Here is a 22363-nt window from a genome sequence, read left to right on the forward strand (position 1 = left end):
ATAACGATTTCGCCTCATCTCGTAAGATGAGATGGCGCAGTTAACGCCCCCGCCCCGATAGTGCCTGGAGGCACCATGGCTGAAATATTCGGTAAACCCTTTCTCTGGCCAGACCGGTCACCGCATCCGCTCAGCGCTGAAGCGCTCGCCAGCGTCGATGCCTGGTGGCGGGCCGCCAACTACCTGTCGGTAGGGCAGATCTACCTGCTCGACAACCCGCTATTGCGTGAGCCGCTCACGCGGGACCACATTAAGCCTCGTCTGCTCGGCCATTGGGGAACCACCCCGGGACTCAATTTCCTTTACGCACACCTGAACCGGGCCATCCAGGAACGGTCGATCAGCACCCTCTACGTCACCGGCCCCGGCCACGGCGGCCCCGGGATGGTGGCCAACGCCTACCTCGACGGCACGTACTCCGAGATCTACTCCGGCGTCGACCAGAGCGAGCAGGGCGTCAAGGCCCTGTTCCGCCAGTTCTCGTTCCCCGGCGGCATTCCGAGTCACGCGTCGCCCGAGACGCCCGGCTCGATCCACGAGGGCGGCGAGCTTGGTTACGCGCTCAGCCACGCCTACGGCGCCGCGTTCGACAACCCCGACCTGCTGGTCGCCGCGGTCGTCGGCGACGGCGAGGCCGAGACCGGCCCGCTGGCCACCAGCTGGCACTCGAACAAGTTCATCGATCCGCTTCAGGATGGCGTCGTGCTGCCGATCCTGCACCTCAACGGGTACAAGATCGCCAACCCCACCGTGCTCGCCCGCATCCCGGAAGAGGAGCTCCTCGACCTGATGCGCGGCTACGGCCACAAGCCCTACATCGTCGCCGGTGGCTTCGACGGCGAGGATCCCCTCCTCGTGCACCAGCGCATGGCGCTCACCCTCGACGAGGTGCTCAACGAGATCGCCGCGATCAAGGCGCGCGCCCTCGCCGGCGACACCGAGCGGCCGCGCTGGCCGATGATCATCCTGCGCACGCCCAAGGGCTGGACCTGCCCGCCCGTCATCGACGGGGTGCAGGTCGTCGACTCCTGGCGTTCGCACCAGGTGCCGCTGAGCAACGCCCGCGACACCGAGGCGCACACCCGACTGCTCGAAGAGTGGTTGTCCTCCTACCGGCCGGGCGAACTCTTCGATGCAAGCGGCGCCCCCGTGGCAGAGGTTTCGTCGCTGGCCCCCGCGGGCGACCTGCGAATGAGCGCGAACCCGGTCGCCAACGGCGGGCTGCTGCGCCGGGCGCTGAAGCTGCCCGACTTCCGGGAGTACGCGGTGGATGTCCCCTCCCCGGGCGCCACCACCGATGAGGCGACCAAGGTTCTCGGCACCTGGCTGGCCGACGTCATCCGTGACAACCCCGACAATTTCCGCATCTTCGGGCCCGACGAGACGGCCTCCAACCGCCTCGCCCCGGCCGTCTACGCGGCCACCGACAAGCAGTGGAACGCTGAATTCCACGAGGGTGACACGAACCTCGCCCGCGCCGGCCGGGTGATGGAGATGCTCAGCGAACACCAGTGCCAGGGCTGGCTGGAGGGCTACCTGCTCACCGGCCGTCACGGCCTGTTCAACTGCTACGAGGCCTTCATTCACATCGTCGACTCGATGTTCAACCAGCACGCGAAGTGGCTCAAGGTCACCCGCGAGATCCCGTGGCGCCGCTCCATCTCGAGCCTGAACTACCTGCTCAGCTCGCACGTCTGGCGCCAGGATCACAACGGGTTCTCGCATCAGGACCCCGGGTTCATCGACCACGTCGTGAACAAGAGTGCGGATGTCGTGCGCGTCTACCTGCCGTTCGACGCCAACACGCTGCTCGCCACCTACAGCCACTGCCTGCGCAGCGTGGACTACGTCAACGTGGTCGTCGCCGGCAAGCAGCCCGCGCCGAACTGGCTCACCATGGACCAGGCCGTCGCGCACTGCAAGCGGGGTCTGGGCATCTTCGACTGGGCCGGAACCGAGACGTTCGGCACCTCACCCGACGTCGTGCTGGCCGCCGCCGGCGAGGTGCCCACCCTCGAAGTACTGGCCGCGGCCGCCATCCTCCGGGAATGGCTGCCCGACCTGTCGGTGCGCGTCGTGAACGTCGTTGACCTGATGCGCCTGCAGTCCGAGGCGGACCACCCGCACGGCCTCAGCGACAACGAGTTCGACGCCATTTTCACGGCCGACAAGCCGATCGTGTTCGCCTACCACGGGTATCCGTGGCTGATCCATCGCCTGACCTACAAGCGCAACGGGCATGGCAACCTGCACGCCCGCGGCTACAAGGAGAACGGCACCACCACCACACCGTTCGACATGGTCATGCTCAACGACCTCGACCGGTACCACCTGGTGATGGACGTCATCGACCGGGTTCCCGGACTCGGCGCCCGCGCCGCCCTGCTTCGCCAGGAGATGCAGGATGCCCGCCTCCGGGCCCGCAATTACACCCGCGACCACGGGGAAGACATCCCCGCCGTCACCGAATGGGTCTGGGACGCCGATGGCGTCGGCGTGACCCCCGACAATGCCGGTGTCTCCACCGGCGGAGACAACGTATAAATCGTGGCTGACAGTATCTACATCACCTCTGCCGAGGGAAACACCGGCAAATCCACCATCGCCCTGGGCGTGCTCGACACCCTGCTCCGTTCGGTGCAGCGCGTCGGCGTGTTCCGGCCCGTGGCCCGCTCGGCGCACCACCCCGACTACGTGCTCGAGCTGCTGCTCTCGCACCTGTCCAGTGCGTCTGCGCTCACCGTGCAGCCCCCGCTGACCTACGATGACTGCGTCGGCGTCACTTACGACGAGGTGCACCTCGACCCCGACGCGGCCCTTGGCCGCATCGTGCAGCGCTTCAAGGCCGTCGAGGCCCAGTGTGACGCGGTGGTCGTGATCGGCTCCGATTACACGGATGTCGGCAGTCCCACCGAGCTCGCCTTCAACTTGCGCATCGCCGCCAACCTGGGGGTTCCGGTGCTGCTGGTCCTCGGCGGGCGGGTCGGTCCCGGCCAGCGCGACACGCTCAGCCAGGGTGACCGGCAGCTCGGGCAGAGCGACCCGCGCACGGCCGAGGACATCCGCCAGTTGACCGACGTGACCCTGGCCGAACTGCGCGACGAGCACGTCTCACTGCTCGGCGTGATCGTCAACCGCGCCGATCCGACTCGGCTCGATGAGCTCATCGACGCCGTGCGGAGCGTGATCGACGCCGTCGCGTTGCCCGGCAACGGGCGCCACGCGGTGCCGGTCTGGGCGCTGCCCGAAGACTCGTTCCTCGTGGCTCCGAGCATGAAGAGCATCCTCAAGGCCACCGACGGCACGCTCGTCAAGGGTGACCCCGCGTTGCTGTCCCGGGAGGCGCTCGGCGTGGTCGTGGCGGCCATGTCGATGGTCAACGTGCTGCCGCGCCTGTTCGAAGGCGCCGTGGTTGTGGTTCCCAGCGACCGCCCGCAGGTGCTGCTGGCCGTTCTGATGGCGAACTCGTCCGCGACGTTCCCGTCGATCGCCGGCATCGTGCTGGTCGGCGGCTTCGCCCTGCCCGAAGAGATCGGGCGGCTCGTCGAGGGGCTCGACGCCTCGGTTCCGATCATCAGCACCGAGCTGAACTCCTATGACGCCGCGCTGCGCATCACGCACACGCCCGGACGGATGGCCGCCGACTCGCAACGCAAACGCGACACGGCGCTGGCGCTCTTCGAAGGCCACGTGGAGGCATCCGTGCTGCTCGACCGGCTCAAGGTGAGCCGCGCCGACGTGGTGACGCCGCTGATGTTCGAGTACATGCTGCTCGAACGCGCACGCACCAACCAGAAGCGCATCGTGCTGCCCGAAGGGGACGACGACCGCGTGCTGCGCGCCGCCGCGACCCTGCTGGCCCGCGATGTGGCCGACATCACGATTCTCGGTGAGGAGTTCGAGGTGCGCTCGCGTGCCATCGGCCTCGGCCTGGACATCTCCAAGGCGCAGGTTCTGAGCCCCTTCGACGACGTGCTGCGGCGCAAGTTCGCGGAGGCGTACGCGAAGCTGCGCGCCCACAAGGGCGTCACGGTCGAGCAGGCCATGGAACTCGTCACCGACGTCTCCTACTTCGGCACCATGATGGTGCAGCTCGGGCTGGCGGACGGCATGGTGTCCGGGGCGACGCACACCACGGCGCACACCATCCGGCCGAGCCTGCAGATCATCAAGACGCGTCCGGGAGTCTCGGTCGTGTCCAGCGTGTTCCTGATGGCGCTGGCCGACAAGGTGCTCGTCTACGGCGACTGCGCGGTGAACCCCGACCCCACCGCGGAGCAGCTCGCCGACATCGCCATCTCGGCGTCGGAAACGGCCGTCGAGTTCGGTATCGAGCCGCGCATCGCCATGCTGAGCTACTCGACCGGCGAGTCCGGTCAGGGTGCCGACGTGGACAAGGTGCGGGCCGCCACCGCCCTCGTGCGGGAGCGTCGCCCCGACCTCCTGATCGAGGGTCCCATCCAGTACGACGCGGCAGCGGATGCCGCCGTCGCCGCCACGAAGATGCCCGGTTCGGCTGTTGCCGGCCGTGCCACCGTCTTCATCTTCCCCGACCTGAATACGGGCAACAACACGTACAAGGCCGTGCAGCGGAGCGCCGGAGCAGTGGCCATCGGCCCCGTCCTCCAGGGCCTGCGCAAACCCATCAATGACCTTTCTCGAGGAGCACTAGTGCAGGACATCGTCAACACCGTAGCCATCACCGCGATCCAGGCCGCGACGCTCGCAGCGTCCGAGTCCGGCGCCCCGGCAGCTTCGGCTTCCGGTGCGGCATCTTCCGCTTCGGCCGCAGCGGCGGTGTCCGCATGACCGCCATCCTGGTCGTCAACTCCGGATCGTCCTCGTTCAAGTACCAACTGATCGACATGGACACCGAAACCGAGCTCGCCAGCGGCCTGGTCGAGCGCATCGGCGAGCCGATCGGGCACTCACGGCACACCGCGGGCACGTCGAAGGACGGCCGCACCGAGCGCGACCTGCCGATCATGGACCACACCGCCGGCTTCGCCGTGATGATCGAGGCCTTCGCCGAGCACGGTCCGAAGCTGTCCGAGGCGAACCTGATCGCCGTCGGCCACCGCGTGGTGCAGGGCGGCAACCGGTTCTTCGAGCCGACCGAGATCACCCACCTGGTCGAGCTGAACATCGAGGACCTCTCCGAGATCGCTCCGCTGCACAACCCGGCCAACGTGCAGGGCATCCGTGCCGCCCGCGCCAGCTTCCCGAACGTGCCCCACGTCGCCGTGTTCGACACCGCGTTCCACCAGACGCTGCCGCCGGCCGCGTACACCTACGCGATCGACAAGGACATCGCGACGCGGTACCGCGTGCGCAAGTACGGCTTCCACGGCACCTCGCACAAGTTCGTCTCGGAGGCCGTGGCGGCCTACCTCGACCGACCCCTGGCCGAGCTCAAGACGATCGTGCTGCACCTGGGCAACGGGGCATCCGTGTGTGCCGTCGACGGCGGAGAATCGATCGACACCTCCATGGGTATGACCCCGCTGCAGGGGCTCGTGATGGGCACCCGCTCGGGCGACATCGACCCGGCCGTGATCTTCCACCTGCGCCGCCGGGCCGGGATGACCACCGCCGAGCTCGACGACCTGCTCAACCGCCGCGGCGGCATGCTGGCCCTGGCCGGCAACGGCGACATGCGCGACGTGGAGGATGCCGCGGTCGCGGGCGACCCGGTCGCCCAGGCTGCCCTCGACGTGTACTTCCACCGCATCAAAGGCTATGTCGGCAACTACTACGCGCAGCTCGGAACCGTGGACGTCATCGTCTTCACCGCGGGGGTCGGTGAGAACTCGCCGATCGTGCGCGCGGGCGCCCTGGCCGGACTCGAGGGCATGGGGATCGAAATCGACCCCGTGCGTAACGAAGCCAAGTCCCGCGCGCCGCGCGTGATCTCCACGGACAACTCCCGGGTAACCGTGCTCGTCATCCCGACGAACGAGGAGCTGGAGATCGCCCGGCAGACGCTGGGGACGATCAAGCGCACGCATCCGTCGGTGTAGGGGTTCACTGGCAGGGGTTTCGGCTCCTGTGTCTCGTTGATGCTTGGGTTGATGCTTTCGTTGATCGGCCGTTTCCGGGTTTCGGGGGCGGCCGATTGGCGTGTGGGGGATTGGGGCGCTCGGGATGCGGGGTGCGGGGTGCGGGGTTGCGTAACTTCGGAGTTTTTGGCGACACGCGGCATCCGTGGGTTGCGGATGCGGCGTGTCGCGATTTTCTCCGAGGTTACGTTCGTCATGGGTCGGGCTGGTCCGTGGGCGCGGCGGTTGCGGCGGGCCGGCCCCGCGACATCAGCATGGGCCCCGCGCGGCTGCTGCGCCGCTGCGCTCATGGCACGCCTGAGGCGGAGCGGCGCGGAGCGGCGCAGCGCCCGCGCTGCCCCAGCGCTCGCACCCGCGCAGCACTCGCGCCCGCGCTGCCCGACCGATCAGAGGGGGTCGTCGCGCCGCGTGAGGAGGCGGCCGAAGCGGCGGGACTGCTCGCGCTGGGCATCCGTCACGACGCGCGCGATGGCGGCGAGCGTGGTCTCCCACTCGTAGAGCACCTGGTCCTGGGTGAGCCGGATCGACCGGCGTCCGAGGGCCTCGGTCTTGAGGTCGCGAATGCGGTCGGCGTGGAAACGGTCGGGGCCGTGCCATTTCTCGCCGTCGGTTTCGATGGCGACGCAGTCCTCGACGACGAGATCTTCGTCGCCGATGCCTGCCACCTTCACCTGCGCCACCACCGAGTAGCCCACATGCCGCAGCCGACGCCGCACGATCGTCTCCATGCCGGAGCCCGAGGTGAATTCCAGCTCGCGAATGCCTCCCGCCAGCCGGACCGGCGCCCGTGCGCACAGCTCGCGCACCTGGTCGATCGTGAGGAATCCCTCGTGCACCGCCGACTCGAGGCAGGCGATCGCATGCTCCTCGTCGAGGCAGTGGATGGCCTGCCAGACCGCCTCCATCGGCGAGACCAGCCAGGATCGCTCGGTGGTTCCCGGGAACTGCGGCTGCGCCCAGTGGTAGTGGATTCGCTGCCCGCCCTGATCCCGCACGGGCCGAGTGCCGGTCGCGTGCGCGGGCACCTGCAGGTGCAGCGAACGGTCGATTCCGGCCCAGACGTTGGCCCGGCGCAGGGCGCTGAGGCAGCTGATCCGGCCGTGGGCAACGGCGGCATCGCGCTGGTCGCGGTCGGCGTGGGCGCAGAGGTAGACGCCCCGCGCGGCGCGCACGACGGTTCCGCGCGCAATGGCCATGCGCAGCTGCCGGGGAGTGACGCCGAGCCGGAGCAGTTCGTCGGTCATGGCGGCGTGTCCGAGGGTGCAGATGAGGGTCGCTGTGCTGCGCATTCGTTCAGGATGCCCGCGGGCCCGGCCCTCTCCCGGGGGGAGTGGCGGCCTGGGGAGAAGGTTTTGCCCCGGCTGCCTGTGGGGGAGTGCCGTGTGGGTGCCCGTGGGCGCGTGGCGGGGGGTGCGGGTGCGGTTGTCGGCCACCGGCTGTTTTTGTTCTGCGCTGGGCCACGCGAGTGATGCAAAGTCGGAGATTTTCGGGACACGCCGCATCCGTGGGCGCCGTGGGCGGCGTGTTGCGAAATTCTCCGAGTTTAGTGTCGAGCCCGGTCGTGGCGGCGACGGATGCTTTGCTCGCCTGGTCCGCTCTCCTCCCGGCTGTTCTTTGTTCTTTGTTCTTCGCTGGGCCTCGCGGGTGATGCAAAGTCGGAGATTTTCGGGACACGCCGCATCCGTGGGCGCCGTGGGCGGCGTGTTGCGAAATTCTCCGAGTTTAGTGTCGAGCCGGGAGCCGGGAGCCGGGAGCCGGGAGCCGGGAGCCGGGAGCCGGGAGCCGGGAGCCGGGAGCCGGGAGCCGGGAGCCGGGAGCCGGGAGCCGGGAGTCGACAGTTGGCACCGGGAGCCGGGAGCCGACAGTCGGCAGCCGGGCGGGCAACACGCGGCCGGCGACGGATGTCCGCGCTCGCCGCGCCCGATTCCGATTCCGCGACCTCCGCCTCCGCCTCCGGCGCGGGTAGTATTTTCGCGTGAGCACACTCCTGAACGTGATCTGGCTCGTGCTGAGCGGGTTCTGGCTGTTCCTGGGCTACCTCGCCGCGGGCATTCTGCTCTGCGTGCTGATCGTTACGATCCCGTGGGGCATCGCGTCGTTCCGCATCGCCGCCTACGCGCTCTGGCCGTTCGGCCGCACCGTCGTGGCCAAACCCACCAGTGGAGCGTTCTCGTTCATCGGCAACGTGATCTGGGTGATCCTCGCGGGCTGGTGGCTGGCGCTGGCGCACATCGTCTCGGGAATCGCGCTCTGCCTCACTATCATCGGAATCCCCCTCGGCATCGCCGACTTCAAGATGGTGGCGGTCTCGCTCGCGCCCCTCGGCAAGCAAATCGTGAGCAATCGCCCCGGCGCGTTCGACCAGGCCGTCGCGCGCCGCGCCTGAGCCCGCCGCGCCTGAGCCTCGCCCGCCTGGCAAACGGATGCCGCCCGCCCCGCTACACACGCCACCACACCTCACCTCACCCCACCCCACCCCACCCCACACCGCACTGTCAGTGGCTCCGGCTACGATTGACCTCGTGGTTACCGCCCTGTATCGCCGCTACCGGCCCGAGACTTTTGCCGAAATGATCGGTCAGTCTCAGGTGACCGATCCGCTGATGACGGCCCTGCGCACGAACCGGGTGAATCACGCCTATCTGTTCAGCGGGCCCCGAGGTTGCGGCAAGACGACATCCGCCCGCATTCTCGCGCGCTGCCTGAACTGCGCCGAGGGCCCCACCGACACACCGTGCGGGGTCTGCCCGAGCTGTGTGGAGCTGTCCCGCGACGGCGGCGGATCCCTCGACGTGGTCGAGATCGACGCGGCCAGCCACAACGGGGTCGACGATGCCCGGGACATCCGTGAGCGCGCAATTTTCGCTCCCGCCCGCGACCGATACAAGATCTTCATCCTGGACGAGGCGCACATGGTCACGCCGCAGGGCTTCAACGCGCTGCTGAAGATCGTCGAAGAGCCGCCCGAGCACGTCAAGTTCATCTTCGCGACAACCGAGCCCGAAAAGGTGATTGGCACCATCCGTTCGCGCACGCATCACTACCCGTTCCGGCTCGTGCCGCCCGGGCCGATGCTCGAATACGTGCAGCAGATGTGCGACACCGAGCAAATGACCGTCGCGCCGGGCGTGCTGCCGCTCGTGGTGCGGGCCGGCGGCGGGTCGCCGCGCGACACCCTGTCGCTGCTCGATCAGCTGATGGCCGGATCCGACGGGCACTCCGTCGAATACGACCGCGCCGTGGCGCTGCTCGGCTACACGAACGCGTCGCTGCTCGACGAGTCCATCGACGCGATCGCCGACCGCGACCCGTCCGCCGCGTTCGACGCCGTCGACCGGGTCGTGCAGACCGGCCAGGACCCGCGCCGCTTCGTCGAAGACCTGCTCGAACGCCTGCGCGACCTCATCATCGTGGGCGCCACGAGTGCCGCCGCCGCTGCCGCCGTGCTGCGCGGCGTGCCGCAGGAGGAACTCGACCGCATGGCCGTGCAAGCCGCGAAGTTCGGCCCCGCCGAGCTCTCCCGCACCGCCGACGTGATCAACGCCGCCCTCACCGAGATGACCGGCGCGACCAGCCCCCGCCTGCACCTCGAACTCATGATCGCCCGCGTGCTCATCCCCGCGAGCGACGATTCCACCCGCGGCGCGCTCGCCCGCGTCGAACGCCTCGAGCGCCGCATCGGGGTCGGTTCCGGGTCTGGGTCTGGTTCTGATCCCGACGACAGCCCGGCGACGGATGCCCCAGCCACCAGCCCGGTCGGCTCGCCCCCGCGCGCGGCTGCGGTCTCGGCGACGCATGCCTCCGGCCGGCCCGCGGTCTCCGGCGGTGCGTCTGGTGCTGCAGCTTCTGCCGCCGCGCCTGCTGCCGCTGCGCCCGCGACCCAAGCCGCGGCCCCGCCCCGCCCTGTCGGACCCGTCACCCTGCAGCAGGTAAAGGACTCTTGGCCGCAGATCCTCGAGGCAGTCAAGGCCGCCAAGATCAGCGCCTGGCTCGTGCTCTACACGGCCCGCGCCATGGAACTGCGTGGCGGCGACCTGCTGGTGCTCTCCTTCCCGAGCCAGAACGACGTCGCCGGACTCAAGCAGTCCGCGGCCCCCGGGCAGGGCGTCGGCGACTATCTCAAGCGGGCCGTCAACGAGGTGCTCGGCTTCACGCCCCAGCTCACCGCCCGGGTCGACTCCCCGAGAACGGATGCCCCAGCCACCCCCAACGCATCCGCCCCCGCTCCGGCACCGGTCGCCCCGGTCTCCCCGGGGTCCGGTTTCGGCGTGCAGGACTCCACCGCGCGGAGCCCTGTCGCGCAGGCCGCAACCGTCAGCGGCTCGGCCGCGGCCGGGTCCGGAAACGGCGACTCCGGCTCCAGGACGACACCCAAGTCTGCTGCTACAACAACCGACGAGGCGTCGCCCGCCGACGCCGACCCCGATCCGGCTGCTGCCGACGCCGACGCCGACCGGGCTGCTGCTATCGCCGACCCCGATCCGGCTGCCGCCGTGAACGCTGCAGCCGGTTCCGCACCGGCCGGCGTTGGCAAGGTTGACGCCCCAGAAGCGCCTGCGGCATCGACTGCCAGCCCCACGGTGACCAGCCCCACGGTGACCAGCCCCACGGTCAGCAGCCCGACGGCCGCCAGTCCCACGGTGACCAGTCGCGCAATCGCCAGCCCGGCGGTCGCCTCGCCCGCGACCGGCTGGGCGACCGCTGCCATCCCGAGTCCCTCGGTTGCCGGCACCGGCTGGGCCACGGTGGCCATCCCGGGGTCAGCCCCGAGTGCTGAAACCGCTGCACCTGCGTCTGATGCCTTCGCTGGGGCCTCCGCTGCGACCCCCGCGGCGACCCCCGATGGCCGCGCGCACGCATCCGCACCGCGGACCGTCCCGCGTTCCACGTCGAGCGCGCCGGCGCCCACGACGCTTCCCGCGTCCGGGCGAGACCCTGAGCCGCAGCCGCCCCACGACGACGAGCCCCCGCCCGACGACGAAGAATTCCCGCCGGACCTGAACCCGAACGGCGCCCAGCCCGGAACCCCGCCGCGCACCCAGGTGCAGGCTCCGAACCGGGCGGGCGGCGCGGCATCCGTTGCCCGTCGCGGGCCCGCCTTTGCGGACAAGCAGCGCTACGGCGAGTCGGTGGTGCGCGAAATCCTCGGCGCCACCTTCCTCGAAGAACAGCCGCACGATCCGGCACCCCGAACCAGAGGTGACTAAACCATGTACGAAGGCATCGTTCAGGAACTGATCGACGAGCTCGGCACACTGCCCGGAATCGGGCCCAAGTCCGCGCAGAGGATCGCGTTCCACATCTTGCAGACCGAGCAGTTCGACGTGACCCGGCTCGCCAACGTACTGCTCGAGGTGCGCGACAAGGTGAAGTTCTGCGACATCTGCGGCAACGTGTCCGAGCAGAAGACCTGCATGATCTGCCGTGATCCGCGCCGCAATCCGGCGATGATCTGCGTGGTGGAAGAGGCCAAGGACGTCGTCGCGATCGAGCGCACCCGCGAATTCAAGGGGCTCTACCACGTGCTCGGCGGGGCGATCAGCCCCATCGACGGCGTCGGACCGGACGACCTGCGCATCCGTCAGCTGATGCAGCGCCTTGCCGACAACACGGTGCAGGAGGTCATCATCGCCACCGACCCGAACCTCGAGGGGGAGGCGACCGCGACCTACCTGTCGCGCCTGCTGACCACCCTCGAGATCAAGGTCTCCCGGCTCGCGTCAGGGCTGCCGGTCGGCGGCGACCTCGAGTACGCCGACGAGGTCACCCTCGGGCGGGCCTTCGAGGGCCGCCGTACCGTCACGAACTAGCCCCCCGCGCCGCCCGCCCGCTGCCGCAAGTGTTGCCGCAGCGGACAACTCTGCCCGGTGTGCCGGCAACAGTTGTCCGCTCGGGCAACAGTTGAGGCCAGGAGTGGCCAGGGAGACCGCATCCGCCACCGACCTCGCCGGACTGAACCGCCCGCCCGGACGACAGACGGGCCAGGGGGAGGGGGAAGACCCGGCCCGTGGCATCCGTTGCCCCGCTAATTCGCGGGCAACGCTGACTGCGGTGAATTTCGAGACCCGCCGCGTGGCCAGGCGACGGATGCCGCGTGTCGCGAAATTCTCCGCAGTTACGGCGTTCTATTTCGCGCTGGCGGTCGCCCGCGCGGCCGCGGCCGGAGCAGCAGCCGCCGGCACCAGCGGCTTGTTCGCTTCGAGCACCGTGCGGTACGCGGGCAGGTGCGTGAACAGCTCGTCGGTGAGCGGGTTGCGGCGTCTCTTCACGATCGTGTAGATCTGGTAGACCACCACGGCGATGTTGGCCGCGAGGGCCACGGCGCTCACCCAGAACAGGGCGACCGGGTCGTGCGACGACTTCACTGCGAACTGCGAGCTCGACACGAAGGTCGGGAAGGCCATGGTGAACATCATCCAGAACGCCAGGGTCTGCGCGCGGTGCTGCAGCCAGGCGCCGCGCTTGATGAAGAAGGCGGGGATCGTGCACGACACGAGCAGCGCCGCGCCGGCGTAGAACGAGTGGTCGCCGACCGCGTTGTAGACGTAGGCGAAGTTCCAGAGGTCGTAGGCGATGATCCAGAACCACAGCATGTCCGGCCAAATCATGTCTTTCTTGGGGCCGCGGCTGATGATGATCCCGGCCCAGCCGCAGATCGTGAGCAGGTTCAGCAGCCCGGCGATACCGTTCATGATGTTCCACGGCCCGCCCACCATGAAGACTCCGTCGACCATCCCGTTCAGCCCGTAGACCTGGAAGTCGCGAATCACGGCCTCGAAGATGTTGAGTGCCAGAATGAACGCGGGGAACATCAGCGCGTACCGGTTCTTGGCCAGACGCGGAATGAAACGGATGGCCATGAAGCCCAGGCATCCGGCGAGTGCCGAGTAGACCTTGACCCAATGGAACCAGGTGCCCGTGCTGGACCCGGCGCCCGCGGTGGTGGGCCACACGAAGATCGTCAGCGCCACCGGCAGCGCGATAAACAGTGCCAGCGACGCCCATTTGCTCGACCGTGCGACCTCGTTGGCGATCATCAGCCCCGCGACGACCGCGACCCACATCAGGGTCGACGACCACGGAATGGTGTCGAATAGGAACATATGCAGATACTCCTTTGTACTGGGTGAAAAAGTGGTGCTGCAGGAAAAGTCTTAGGCCGGCGCGTTGTGGTCGAGGTGGAGCGTCTGGCGCACAATCGCCACGAGCACATCGTCCGAGACGGTGGGCTTGGAACGCACGAGCCCGATCAGCCCGAACACCAGCACAGAGAACACCTCGGAGACGTTGTCGATCCGGATCTTGTGCCGCCGCGCGTAGGCCTCGACGGTGGTGACCTGCAGCCGGTCGACGACGGCCTTGACGGCCCGGTCGACGAACTCGTTGTAGAGCCCCGCGTACTCGGTGCGGCCGAGCTCCTCGCGGAAGAGGTCGGTGCGATGCAGGTGGTGACGGAACAGTGCCACGCAGTCGACCAGCGCGCGGTCGATGTCGCCGGGGATGCGGGCGGCGTCCCAGAGGTTGAGGTCGGTCACGAACTCCGCGATGTGGTCCTCGCAGATGAGGTCGATGATCGCGTCTTTGTCCGGGAAGTAGTGGTAGATCAGGCCGCGGGTGACGCCGACCCGGGCGGCGATGTCGGTGATCTTCACGCGGGCCACGCCGCGCTCGGCGACCAGTTCCCGGGCGGCACGCAGAATGTCGTCCCGGCGCTCGTCCGGCTGCTTGCTCTGGCGCACCGGCACCGGCGCTTTCGATGTGAACTCGTCGGGCATCGGAGCCTCCTCGGCAACTGGGTTGAACCGCGTGGCGGGGCGGGATCCGCCTTCTGCCCCGATCCTACGACCGTGATTGACATAGTGTCAATGACGGGGTGTCAATGGTTGCCGCACACCGTCACATGGCCGCTGTCGAATACAACAGCATTTATGATGGGAGCTTGCCTGTGCCCGCGTACCCGAACCCTTGGAGTGCCACGTGAGCTTGATCGTGCAGAAGTTCGGCGGATCATCCGTCGCCGACGCCGAAAGCATCAAACGTGTGGCCAAACGCATCGTCGACACCCGCAAAGCGGGCAACGAGGTCGTCGTCGCCGTCTCCGCGATGGGAGACTCCACCGACGAGTTGCTCGACCTTGCGCATCAGGTCACCCCGATCCCCGCGCCGCGCGAGCTCGACATGCTCCTCACCGCGGGCGAGCGCATCTCGATGGCGCTGCTCGCCATGGCGATCAAGAGCATGGGCTACGACGCTCGCTCCTTCACCGGCAGTCAGGCCGGCATGATCACGGATGCCCAACATGGCGCCGCCCGCATCGTCGACGTGACTCCCGGGCGCATCCGCGATGCCCTCGACGATGGTGCCGTGGCGATTGTCGCCGGCTTCCAGGGCTTCAATCGCGACACCAAAGACATCACCACGCTCGGCCGCGGCGGCTCCGACACGACCGCCGTCGCGCTGGCCGCCGCGCTCAACGCCGATATTTGCGAAATCTACACGGATGTCGACGGCGTCTTCACCGCCGACCCGCGCGTCGTTCCGCGCGCGCACAAACTCGACCGCATCTCCAGCGAGGAAATGCTCGAACTCGCCGCCGCGGGGGCGAAGGTCCTCTATATTCGGGCGGTGGAATATGCGCGTCGGCACGGTGTGACGCTGCATGTGCGGTCCTCGTTCAACAACAACGTGGGAACCATCGTCTACAACCCCGATACCACGAGCCCGCATGTCGCGATCCCGAATTCGTCGGCCACCGAGCGCACACATCCCAATAACGCATCCGCGAATGGAGAGATAGTGGAAGAGCCAATCATCGCCGGGGTCGCCGCCGACCTGAGCGAAGCCAAGGTCACGGTCGTCGGCGTTCCCGACATTCCGGGCAAAGCCGCGCAGATCTTCAAAATCGTCGCGAAGACCAACGCGAACGTCGACATGATCGTGCAGAACGTCTCGGCCGCGTCCACGGGACTGACCGACATTTCCTTCACCCTGCCCAAATCGGAGGGCCAGCAGGTGCTGACCGCGCTGAGCAACGAGCAGGCCAACGTCGGGTTCGCCGGTCTGCAGTATGACGACCAGATCGGCAAGCTCGCGCTCGTCGGCGCCGGCATGCGCACCAACACGGGCGTGTCCGCGAAGTTGTTCGAGGCGCTGTTCGAGGCCGGGATCAACATTGAAATGATCTCGACCAGCGAGATCCGCATCTCCGTGGTCACCCGCGCCGACACCATCAACCAGGCGCTGCGGGTCGTGCACACCGCATTCGGCCTGGACTCCACCAACGACGCCGTCGTGCACGGCGGCACCGGCCGCTAGCCGGCGCCCGTCGGCCCAGCCGGGCTCGGCCCCCACCCCGACTCACCCCACCCTGACCCACCCCACCCTGACCCCGTTCAACCGGTTTCCCTGGGGCTAATTCAGGAGAATCAGAGCACACAGGCGCGATCCGGCCGGAATTCGGGCCAAATCGCGAGAATCTCCTGAGTTAGCCACAGGGGCAAGGGCAGGGGCACGAGCAAGGGCACGCGCGAGAGCGAGACCACCAGCACCAGCAGCCACGGCATCCAGCGGAGGAAACACAGTGAACAGCACCGCAGCAACCAGCACCGCAGCAACCAGCACCACAGGAATCCAGATCGGCGTCGTCGGGGCCACCGGCCAGGTCGGCGCCGTCGTGCGCAGCCTGCTCGAGGAACGGGACTTCCCGGTCGGAGGCATCCGTTTCTTCGCGTCGTCCCGGTCCGCCGGCTCCGTGCTGCACTTCAAGGGCGAGAAGATCGTCGTCGAAGACGCCGCCACCGCCGACCCCAGCGGACTCGACGTGGCCATCTTCTCCGCCGGCGCGACGCTCTCGAAAATTCAGGCTCCCCGGTTCGCGGCGGCCGGCGTCACCGTGATCGACAACTCCTCCGGCTGGCGGATGGACCCCGACGTGCCGCTGGTCGTCAGCGAGGTCAACCCCGAAGCCATCAAGCTCGCCACCAAGGGCATCATCGCGAACCCGAACTGCACCACCATGGCGGCCATGCCCGTGCTGAAGGTGCTGCACGACGAGGCCGGCCTCGAGCGCCTGATCGTCAGTACCTACCAGGCGGTCTCCGGCAGCGGCCTGGCCGGCGCCCGCGAGCTCGCCAGCCAGGTGCGCGCCGCCGCGCTGAGCGACAACCTGCTCCAGCTGGTGCACGACGGGTCCGCTGTGCCCATGCCGGCACCCATCGTCTACGCCCGCCCGATCGCGTTCGACGTGATCCCGCTGGCCGGTTCCATCGTCGACGACGGCGAATTCGAGACCGACGAGGAGAAGAAGCTCCGCAACGAGAGCCGCAAGATCCTCGAGCTGCCCGATCTGCTCGTCTCCGGCACCTGCGTGCGCGTGCCCGTCTTCACCGGCCACGCCCTCTCGATCAACGCCGAGTTCGCCAACCCGTTGACCGTCGCCCGCGCCCTCGAATTGCTCGCCACCGCCCCGGGCGTGGTCGTGACGGATGTCCCCACACCCCTCGAAGCGGCCGGCCAGGACCCGAGCTTCGTCGGCCGCGTGCGTCAGGACCGCGGCGTGCCGAACGGGCGTGGATTGGCCCTGTTCATCACCAGCGACAACCTTCGTAAGGGTGCGGCCCTCAACGCCGTGCAGATTGCGGAACTCGTCGCCGCGGACCTGCTCGCCCGCTGACCTCAGCGTGGTGGTGTATGACCGGCCGCACACTCCGCTAGTGTCAGACTTCGTGGGCGAGATTCGGAACTCCAGAGGCGTTAAACGCCTGGCTTTCCTCGTGTTCGCCAGCGTCGGCCTCGCTCTCATTGCCACGTCATTCGTGCTGCTCCTGAATGACCCCTCAGACAGCTGGCTGATCGCCGGGGTCGGCGTGGTCTGCGCGGCCACCCTCGAACTCACCTGGGTGCGCGTGGGCGCCGTGGCGCACCGCAGCCCGATGATCAGCCTCCCCGTCCTGGCGCTGCCGGCGCTGGCTTCGACCCTCTCCCTGCCGGTCTCGGCCGGGCTGATCGCGCTCGGCGTTCTGCTGGCCATCCTGATCGAGTCCGGGCGGGCATCCGTCGCGCTCTACAGCGCCGGCCTGCAGGGTGCCGGCGCCCTCGTCGCCATTGGCCTGTTCACCTGGTTCGGCGCGGGCGGACTGCCGATTCTGGCGGGCGTGGCCGCGGCATCCGTGGGCTATGTCTTCTTCATCATCGCGACCGAGGCGCTGCGCCAGCGCTTTGTCGCCGGCCCGCTCGGTCGGCGCAGCGGCGGGCGCCCCCTGTCGCCGTTGCGGGTTCTGCTGGTGCTGGTCGGAACCGCCGTGGTCACGGTGACGGCCGCGCACTGGAGTGTCGTGGGGCTGCCGTTCCTGGTGGAGGTCACCAACACGCTCGATGCCGTTATCGTGCTGTTCGCCCTGATGATCGTCGCCTCCGTGGTCAAGGTCTTCACGGTGATGGCGGTCATGCGCCACCGGTTGGCCGGCATGGTCGCCGCCACGAGCGCGCTGGCCGCCGACCCGGGCACCGAGCCCTCCGGGCGGGTCAACCCCACGAGCCCAGCCACCACGGACATCGGCGCCACGAGCGCTACCGCCATCACGAGCGCCGCCGACAACACCTGCCCCGTCATGAGTGCCGACGCCGCCGCCCCGGACCCCGAGCCCGGCTCCCCGGCGGCCGTCACCGACCTGCTGCGCCGCGTGGTGGCGGATGCGATCGGTGCCGAATCCGTCATCGTGCGCAGCGAGCCCGCGCAGCCCGGCGAGATCAGCATGCTGCTGCCGCTGGCCGGCGCCATCGGGCCGGACCAGTACATCGTGGCCCGGCGCGACGCCATGGACGGCGCCTTCACCGGCAACGACCGCCGCGCCCTCCAGGCCCTGGCCACGACCGCCGAGATGGTCGTGCGGGCCCGCCGCAACATCGCCGGCCTCACCCTGCGCGCCAACACCGATCCGCTCACGAGCCTGCCCAACTACGGCGCGTTCCAGGAGGCCCTGGCGAACATCAACGACCACCGGGACTACTCCGAAGCCCTGGCCGTGCTGTTCATCGACCTCGACGAGTTCAAACGACTGAACGACCGGTTCGGCCACCAGACCGGCGATGAGGTGCTGCGCGAGCTCGGGCGTCGGCTGAGCGCCGTGGTGCGCCCGAATGACGTGGTCGCCCGGGTCGGCGGCGACGAGTTCGTGATCATCCTCACTCACCTGGCGTCGCTGGCCGAGGCGAAGTCCATCGCCGAGCGCATCCTGGTGGTCTCCGGGGAGCCGATGCTCATCGGCCAGACGACCCACAGCCCGATCATCAGCGTGGGCCTGGCCTACTCGGCGCACCGAGAAACCGACGTCAACCAGCTGGTCCAGGATGCCGACCGGTCGATGCTCGCGATCAAGAAGTCCCGGCGGCGCGGCGGCCCGTCGAAGGAGAGCAGCCTCAACATCTCGAGCCACCGCTCCTCGCAGATGAACGACATCATCGCCCACGCCATCGACGAGGACCTGCTGGAGCTGGCCTTCCAGCCCATCGTCAGCCTCGTCACCGGGCAGATCTGGGCGTTCGAAGCCCTCGTGCGGTACACCGACCCGGACCTCGGCCCGCTATCGCCACCGTCGATCGTCGAGAAGGCGAAGGGCCTCGGCCGGCTCGACGCGATGACCCGACAGGTGGCCGTGAAGGCCATGGCCGCCGCCGCGGACTTCCGGCTGGTCGAGCCGCGCGTGGTGTGCATGACCATCAACGTCGAGGCCGGGCAGATCCTGCCCGAGCGTGTGGGCAACTACATCGAGGAGCTCGCCGACCGCTACCCCGGCATCTCGCTCTGCCTCGAGCTCAACGAGCGGTCGATGACCAAGGTCACCCCCGCCATCCGTGCCCAGGCCGACCGCCTGCGCGACCTCGGCATGATGATCGCGCTCGACGACTACGGTTCCCAGGATTCGTCGGTCGACGCCCTGGTGCGGATGCCCATGGACATCCTCAAAATCGACCGCAGCCTGGTCGATGACCTCGACGACATCCGCCAGCGGGAGGTGCTCACCGCCCTGCAGGGTTTCGGTGACAACCTCGAGTACTCGATGATCGTCGAGGGTGTGGAGAACGATGCGATGGCGAACCACCTGAGTGCGCTGGGCATCCGTAGCGCGCAGGGGTTCCATTACGGCGTGCCGGAGAGCTTTGAGAAGACCCTGTCGCGGCTGGAGTTGCACGGCGCCCGTGCGGTCGTGCCGAGGCTCGGCATTACGCTTGCTTCATGAGCACAGAACCGGTTCCGTTCGAGGTGGAGACGATCGTTTTCGACCTCGAACCCGAGCGTCGGGCGGTGATCTACCCGGTGCTCGACGTCGTGCGCGATGCCATGCCCGCGGGGTATCGGCTCGGCATCTACGGCGGCATGCTTGGCTGGGCGGTTCCGGTGGAGCTGTTGCCGAACACCGACAACAAACAGCCGCTCGTCTATGTGAGCCTGGCCGCGCAGAAGCACTACAATTCGCTCTACCTGATGGGCCTCTCCAGCTTTCCCGAGAAGGATGCCGCGTTCCGCTCCCGATGGGACGCCACCGGACGCACGCTGAACATGGGCAACAGCTGCGTGCGGTTCAAGACGCTGGCCGACCTCGATCTCGACCTGATCGTGCGCGAGGTCGCGAGCGTGTCCGTCGACGACTTCATCGCCAACTACGAGCTCGTGAAGAGTCGCGGTTGAGCCGCTTTTGAGCTCGTTGCCGAGCCAACCGTGACCTGATGTGCCTGCGTTCCGGCGGGAGGCATCCGTTGCCACCGATATGGTGGAAGGGTGAATCCAATGGCGAAGATTGATGTCGTTCTTATTGGTGGCGGCATCATGAGCGCCACCCTCGGTACCTTGATCAAGCAGTTGCAGCCCGACTGGAGCATCGAGGTTTACGAGCGATTGGGGGAAGTCGCTCAGGAAAGCTCCAACCCGTGGAACAACGCGGGCACCGGCCATGCGGCTCTGTGCGAGCTGAACTACATGCCCGAATCGAAGGACGGCTCGGTGACCGCGGCCAAGGCCGTGGCGATCAACGAGCAGTTCCAGATCAGCCGCCAGCTGTGGGCGCACCTGGTCGAGACGGGCGTGCTGCCCGAGCCCACCAACTTCATCAACTCCACCCCGCACATGACTTTCGTGCACGGCAAGAGCAGCGTCGAATACCTGCGCAAGCGGTTCGCGGTACTCCAGGGCGAACCCCTCTTCGCGGGCATGGAATACAGCGAGGATCCGGCCGTGATCGGCACCTGGACCCCGCTCCTCACCCAGAAGCGCCCGAAGAACCAGAAGATCGCTGCGACGCGAATCGTGTCCGGCACCGACGTGGACTTCGGCGCCCTCACCCGCTACCTTTTCGCGAACCTCGCCGCCGAGGGCGTGGGCGTGCACACGAACCAGCAGGTCACCGGTGTGAAACAGCTCACGGATGGCTCGTGGAAGCTCAACCTGCGCCGCCTGGTCGGCAACCACCCGAGCGTCGTCAACGCCCGGTTCGTCTTCGTCGGTGCGGGCGGCGGCGCCCTGGCGCTGCTGCAGCAGAGCGGCATCCCCGAGATCAAGGGCTTCGGCGGGTTCCCGATCAGCGGTCAGTTCCTGCGCACCACGAACCCGAAGCTCGTCGCCCAGCACCACGCGAAGGTCTACGGCAAGGCGGCGAAGGGTGCTCCACCCATGTCGGTGCCGCACCTCGACACCCGCGTCGTCGAGGGAGAGACCTCGCTTCTGTTCGGACCGTACGCCGGCTTCACCCCCAAGTTCCTCAAGTCGAGCAGTTGGCTCGACCTGCCGTTCTCGATCCGGGTGCACAACATCGGGCCGATGCTGGCTGTGGCCGCGCACAACTTCGGCCTGATGAAGTACCTGATCGGCGAGGTGTTCGCCTCAAAGAAGACGAAGCTCAAGGCGCTGCAGGAGTTCATCCCGACCGCGAAGCTCGGCGACTGGGAACTCATCACCGCCGGACAGCGCGTGCAGGTCATGAAGAAGGATCCGGAGCAGGGCGGCGTGCTGCAGTTCGGCACCGAGGTCATCACCTCGGCCGACGGCACCATCGCGGGGCTGCTCGGCGCCTCCCCGGGAGCCTCGACCGCGGCCCCGATCATGGTGGACCTGATCAAGCGCTGCTTCCCCGAGCAGTACCCGGCCTGGGAACCCAAGCTGCGCGAGATGATCCCGAGCCTCGGCACGAAGCTCTCCGACGACCCGGCTGTTGCCGCCGCGTCGCTCGCCGCGACCGCGGCCGTGCTGAACCTGACCGCATAGGAGGTTGTGGGCGGGGGTTGCCCGGGGTGCGGGGGTTGCCCGTGCCCGTGCCCGTGGGCTGCGGGTGCCTGTTCTCTGCCCGTAACTTCGGAGTTTTTCGCAACACGCCGTCCTGGCGGGCGCGTCAACCGGCGTGTCGCGAATTTCTCCGAAGTTAGCTCACACTGCTGCTCCGAACGGATGCCGCGCCGCCGCATCCGTCACGCCCGTCGCCGGCTCGCCCCAGAGCCTCGACACCCGGCCCGTGGTGGGGCTAACTCAGGAGATCCCGCCCGAGTCGCGGCCGAGTGTCGACTACTTCGGCAGTGCTTCGCGCCCGCGGTCGGGCCGCCGGCTGGGATCTCCTGAGTTAGCCACATCCGATGCCGATGCCGATGCCGATGCCGATGCCGGTGACCGTGGTCGCTGCACCCTGCTCCCGCTCCAGGAGGGCCGATACCGGTGTGGGGAGGCCCCTGAACCGGTGCCGCGGCATTTTTTGCCGTCGCTGCGGGCCCGTACCCGAGCCGTGCTCTGCATAACTCCTGAAGTTTCTCAGTAGCGGGTCAAAGAGGCTCAAGGCGGGCCGAAATGGACCTATTTTGGCCAAATTGCAGGAGCTATGCGTGTCCGGGGGTGGGAAGAGGCGGGTACTGGTGGCCAACTCAGGAGATCCGGGCGGGGACGTAACCGAGTCGCGGCGACTCCGGCACTGATCCGTGCACGCGCCGTGGCCGGCGGCTGGGATCTCCTGAGTTAGCCACACCCGGGCGCGGGGGGATGGCAGGGAAGGCATGGAGGGGCGCGGGGAATGGCAGGGAGGCTAGCGCCGGAGCCGCCGGAGCCGCCGGAGCCGCCGGAGCCGCCGGAGCCGCCGGAGCCGCCGGAGCCGCCGGAGCCGCAGCGCCACCCGTCCGCAGGCGACGGATGCCTCGCCGCCCCGCGCGACCCCAGCCGAACGAATTCGACGGATATCTTGCACGATGATTGCGCAAAAGGGCCCCGTGGCCACGTTATTGCGCACAATCTCCGTCGAATTCGATCTGGGCGAAGCGGATTACCCGGGGCA

The 22363-nt window shown here is 68.1% G+C and carries 14 protein-coding genes; 11 read left to right on the top strand and 3 right to left on the bottom strand.

Annotated features, from left to right (window positions below; translation table 11 throughout):
* The first annotated feature begins 75 nt into the window (after window positions 1-75).
* The 3 genes from E3O62_RS10795 to E3O62_RS10805 are packed head-to-tail and all read left to right on the top strand — an operon-like array spanning window position 76 to window position 6020.
* Window positions 76-2544: a phosphoketolase gene (locus tag E3O62_RS10795; protein WP_134398494.1), complete on the top strand. Its 2469-nt coding sequence runs from the start codon at window positions 76-78 to the stop codon at window positions 2542-2544.
* A gap of 3 nt (window positions 2545-2547) precedes the next feature.
* Window positions 2548-4809 carry a phosphate acetyltransferase gene (pta, locus tag E3O62_RS10800; protein ID WP_134398495.1) on the top strand — a complete coding sequence of 754 codons (2262 nt, stop codon included), beginning with the start codon at window positions 2548-2550 and terminating at the stop codon, window positions 4807-4809.
* The gene (locus E3O62_RS10805; protein ID WP_134394925.1) at window positions 4806-6020 is read left to right on the top strand and encodes an acetate/propionate family kinase; all 1215 of its coding nucleotides are present in this window, start codon (window positions 4806-4808) and stop codon (window positions 6018-6020) included. The genes pta and E3O62_RS10805 overlap by 4 nt, the downstream gene beginning before the upstream one ends.
* A gap of 425 nt (window positions 6021-6445) precedes the next feature.
* Here E3O62_RS10805 and E3O62_RS10810 read toward each other — a convergent pair whose 3' ends face one another.
* The gene (locus E3O62_RS10810; protein ID WP_134398496.1) at window positions 6446-7348 is read right to left on the bottom strand and encodes a type IV toxin-antitoxin system AbiEi family antitoxin domain-containing protein; all 903 of its coding nucleotides are present in this window, start codon (window positions 7346-7348) and stop codon (window positions 6446-6448) included.
* Between the two features lie 686 nt (window positions 7349-8034).
* Between E3O62_RS10810 and E3O62_RS10815 the strand changes: the two genes are divergently transcribed.
* The 3 genes from E3O62_RS10815 to recR all read left to right on the top strand — a co-directional run bounded on the left by E3O62_RS10815 (window position 8035) and on the right by recR (window position 11869).
* Window positions 8035-8445: a YccF domain-containing protein gene (locus tag E3O62_RS10815; RefSeq protein WP_134395695.1), complete on the top strand. Its 411-nt coding sequence runs from the start codon at window positions 8035-8037 to the stop codon at window positions 8443-8445.
* 136 nt (window positions 8446-8581) lie between these two features.
* Entirely contained in the window at window positions 8582-11266 is a 2685-nt protein-coding gene (locus E3O62_RS10820) for a DNA polymerase III subunit gamma and tau (RefSeq protein ID WP_174720135.1), read from the top strand.
* Between the two features lie 3 nt (window positions 11267-11269).
* A complete protein-coding gene (recR, locus tag E3O62_RS10825; protein WP_104099829.1) occupies window positions 11270-11869 on the top strand; it encodes a recombination mediator RecR in 600 nt (199 codons plus the stop codon).
* Between the two features lie 315 nt (window positions 11870-12184).
* On the opposite strand, the gene E3O62_RS10830 is transcribed toward recR, so the two are convergent.
* Together E3O62_RS10830 and E3O62_RS10835 are read right to left on the bottom strand one after the other, a co-directional pair.
* Window positions 12185-13162, bottom strand: a complete 978-nt coding sequence (locus tag E3O62_RS10830) for a DUF5692 family protein (RefSeq protein ID WP_134398498.1) — start codon at window positions 13160-13162, stop codon at window positions 12185-12187.
* Window positions 13163-13213: 51 nt separating this feature from the next.
* Window positions 13214-13834: a TetR/AcrR family transcriptional regulator gene (locus tag E3O62_RS10835; RefSeq protein ID WP_134398499.1), complete on the bottom strand. Its 621-nt coding sequence runs from the start codon at window positions 13832-13834 to the stop codon at window positions 13214-13216.
* Between the two features lie 202 nt (window positions 13835-14036).
* On the opposite strand from E3O62_RS10835, the gene E3O62_RS10840 reads away from it, so the two are divergent.
* The 5 genes from E3O62_RS10840 to E3O62_RS10860 all read left to right on the top strand — a co-directional run bounded on the left by E3O62_RS10840 (window position 14037) and on the right by E3O62_RS10860 (window position 21315).
* A complete protein-coding gene (locus tag E3O62_RS10840; protein ID WP_134395690.1) occupies window positions 14037-15374 on the top strand; it encodes an aspartate kinase in 1338 nt (445 codons plus the stop codon).
* Window positions 15375-15639: 265 nt separating this feature from the next.
* Complete coding sequence (locus E3O62_RS10845) at window positions 15640-16731, top strand: aspartate-semialdehyde dehydrogenase (RefSeq protein ID WP_134398500.1); 1092 nt, start codon at window positions 15640-15642, stop codon at window positions 16729-16731.
* A 40-nt stretch (window positions 16732-16771) separates the two neighbouring features.
* Complete coding sequence (locus E3O62_RS10850) at window positions 16772-19297, top strand: EAL domain-containing protein (protein WP_134398501.1); 2526 nt, start codon at window positions 16772-16774, stop codon at window positions 19295-19297.
* A complete protein-coding gene (locus tag E3O62_RS17150) occupies window positions 19294-19746 on the top strand; it encodes a DUF1801 domain-containing protein (RefSeq protein WP_134398502.1) in 453 nt (150 codons plus the stop codon). Before E3O62_RS10850 ends, E3O62_RS17150 begins: the two co-directional genes overlap by 4 nt.
* A gap of 99 nt (window positions 19747-19845) precedes the next feature.
* On the top strand, window positions 19846-21315 hold the full coding sequence (locus tag E3O62_RS10860; RefSeq protein ID WP_134398503.1) for a malate:quinone oxidoreductase: 1470 nt from the start codon (window positions 19846-19848) through the stop codon (window positions 21313-21315).
* Window positions 21316-22363 lie beyond the last annotated feature (1048 nt).

It is taken from the genome of Cryobacterium sp. TMT2-15-1 (assembly GCF_004402345.1).
GTDB lineage: Bacteria > Actinomycetota > Actinomycetes > Actinomycetales > Microbacteriaceae > Cryobacterium > Cryobacterium sandaracinum.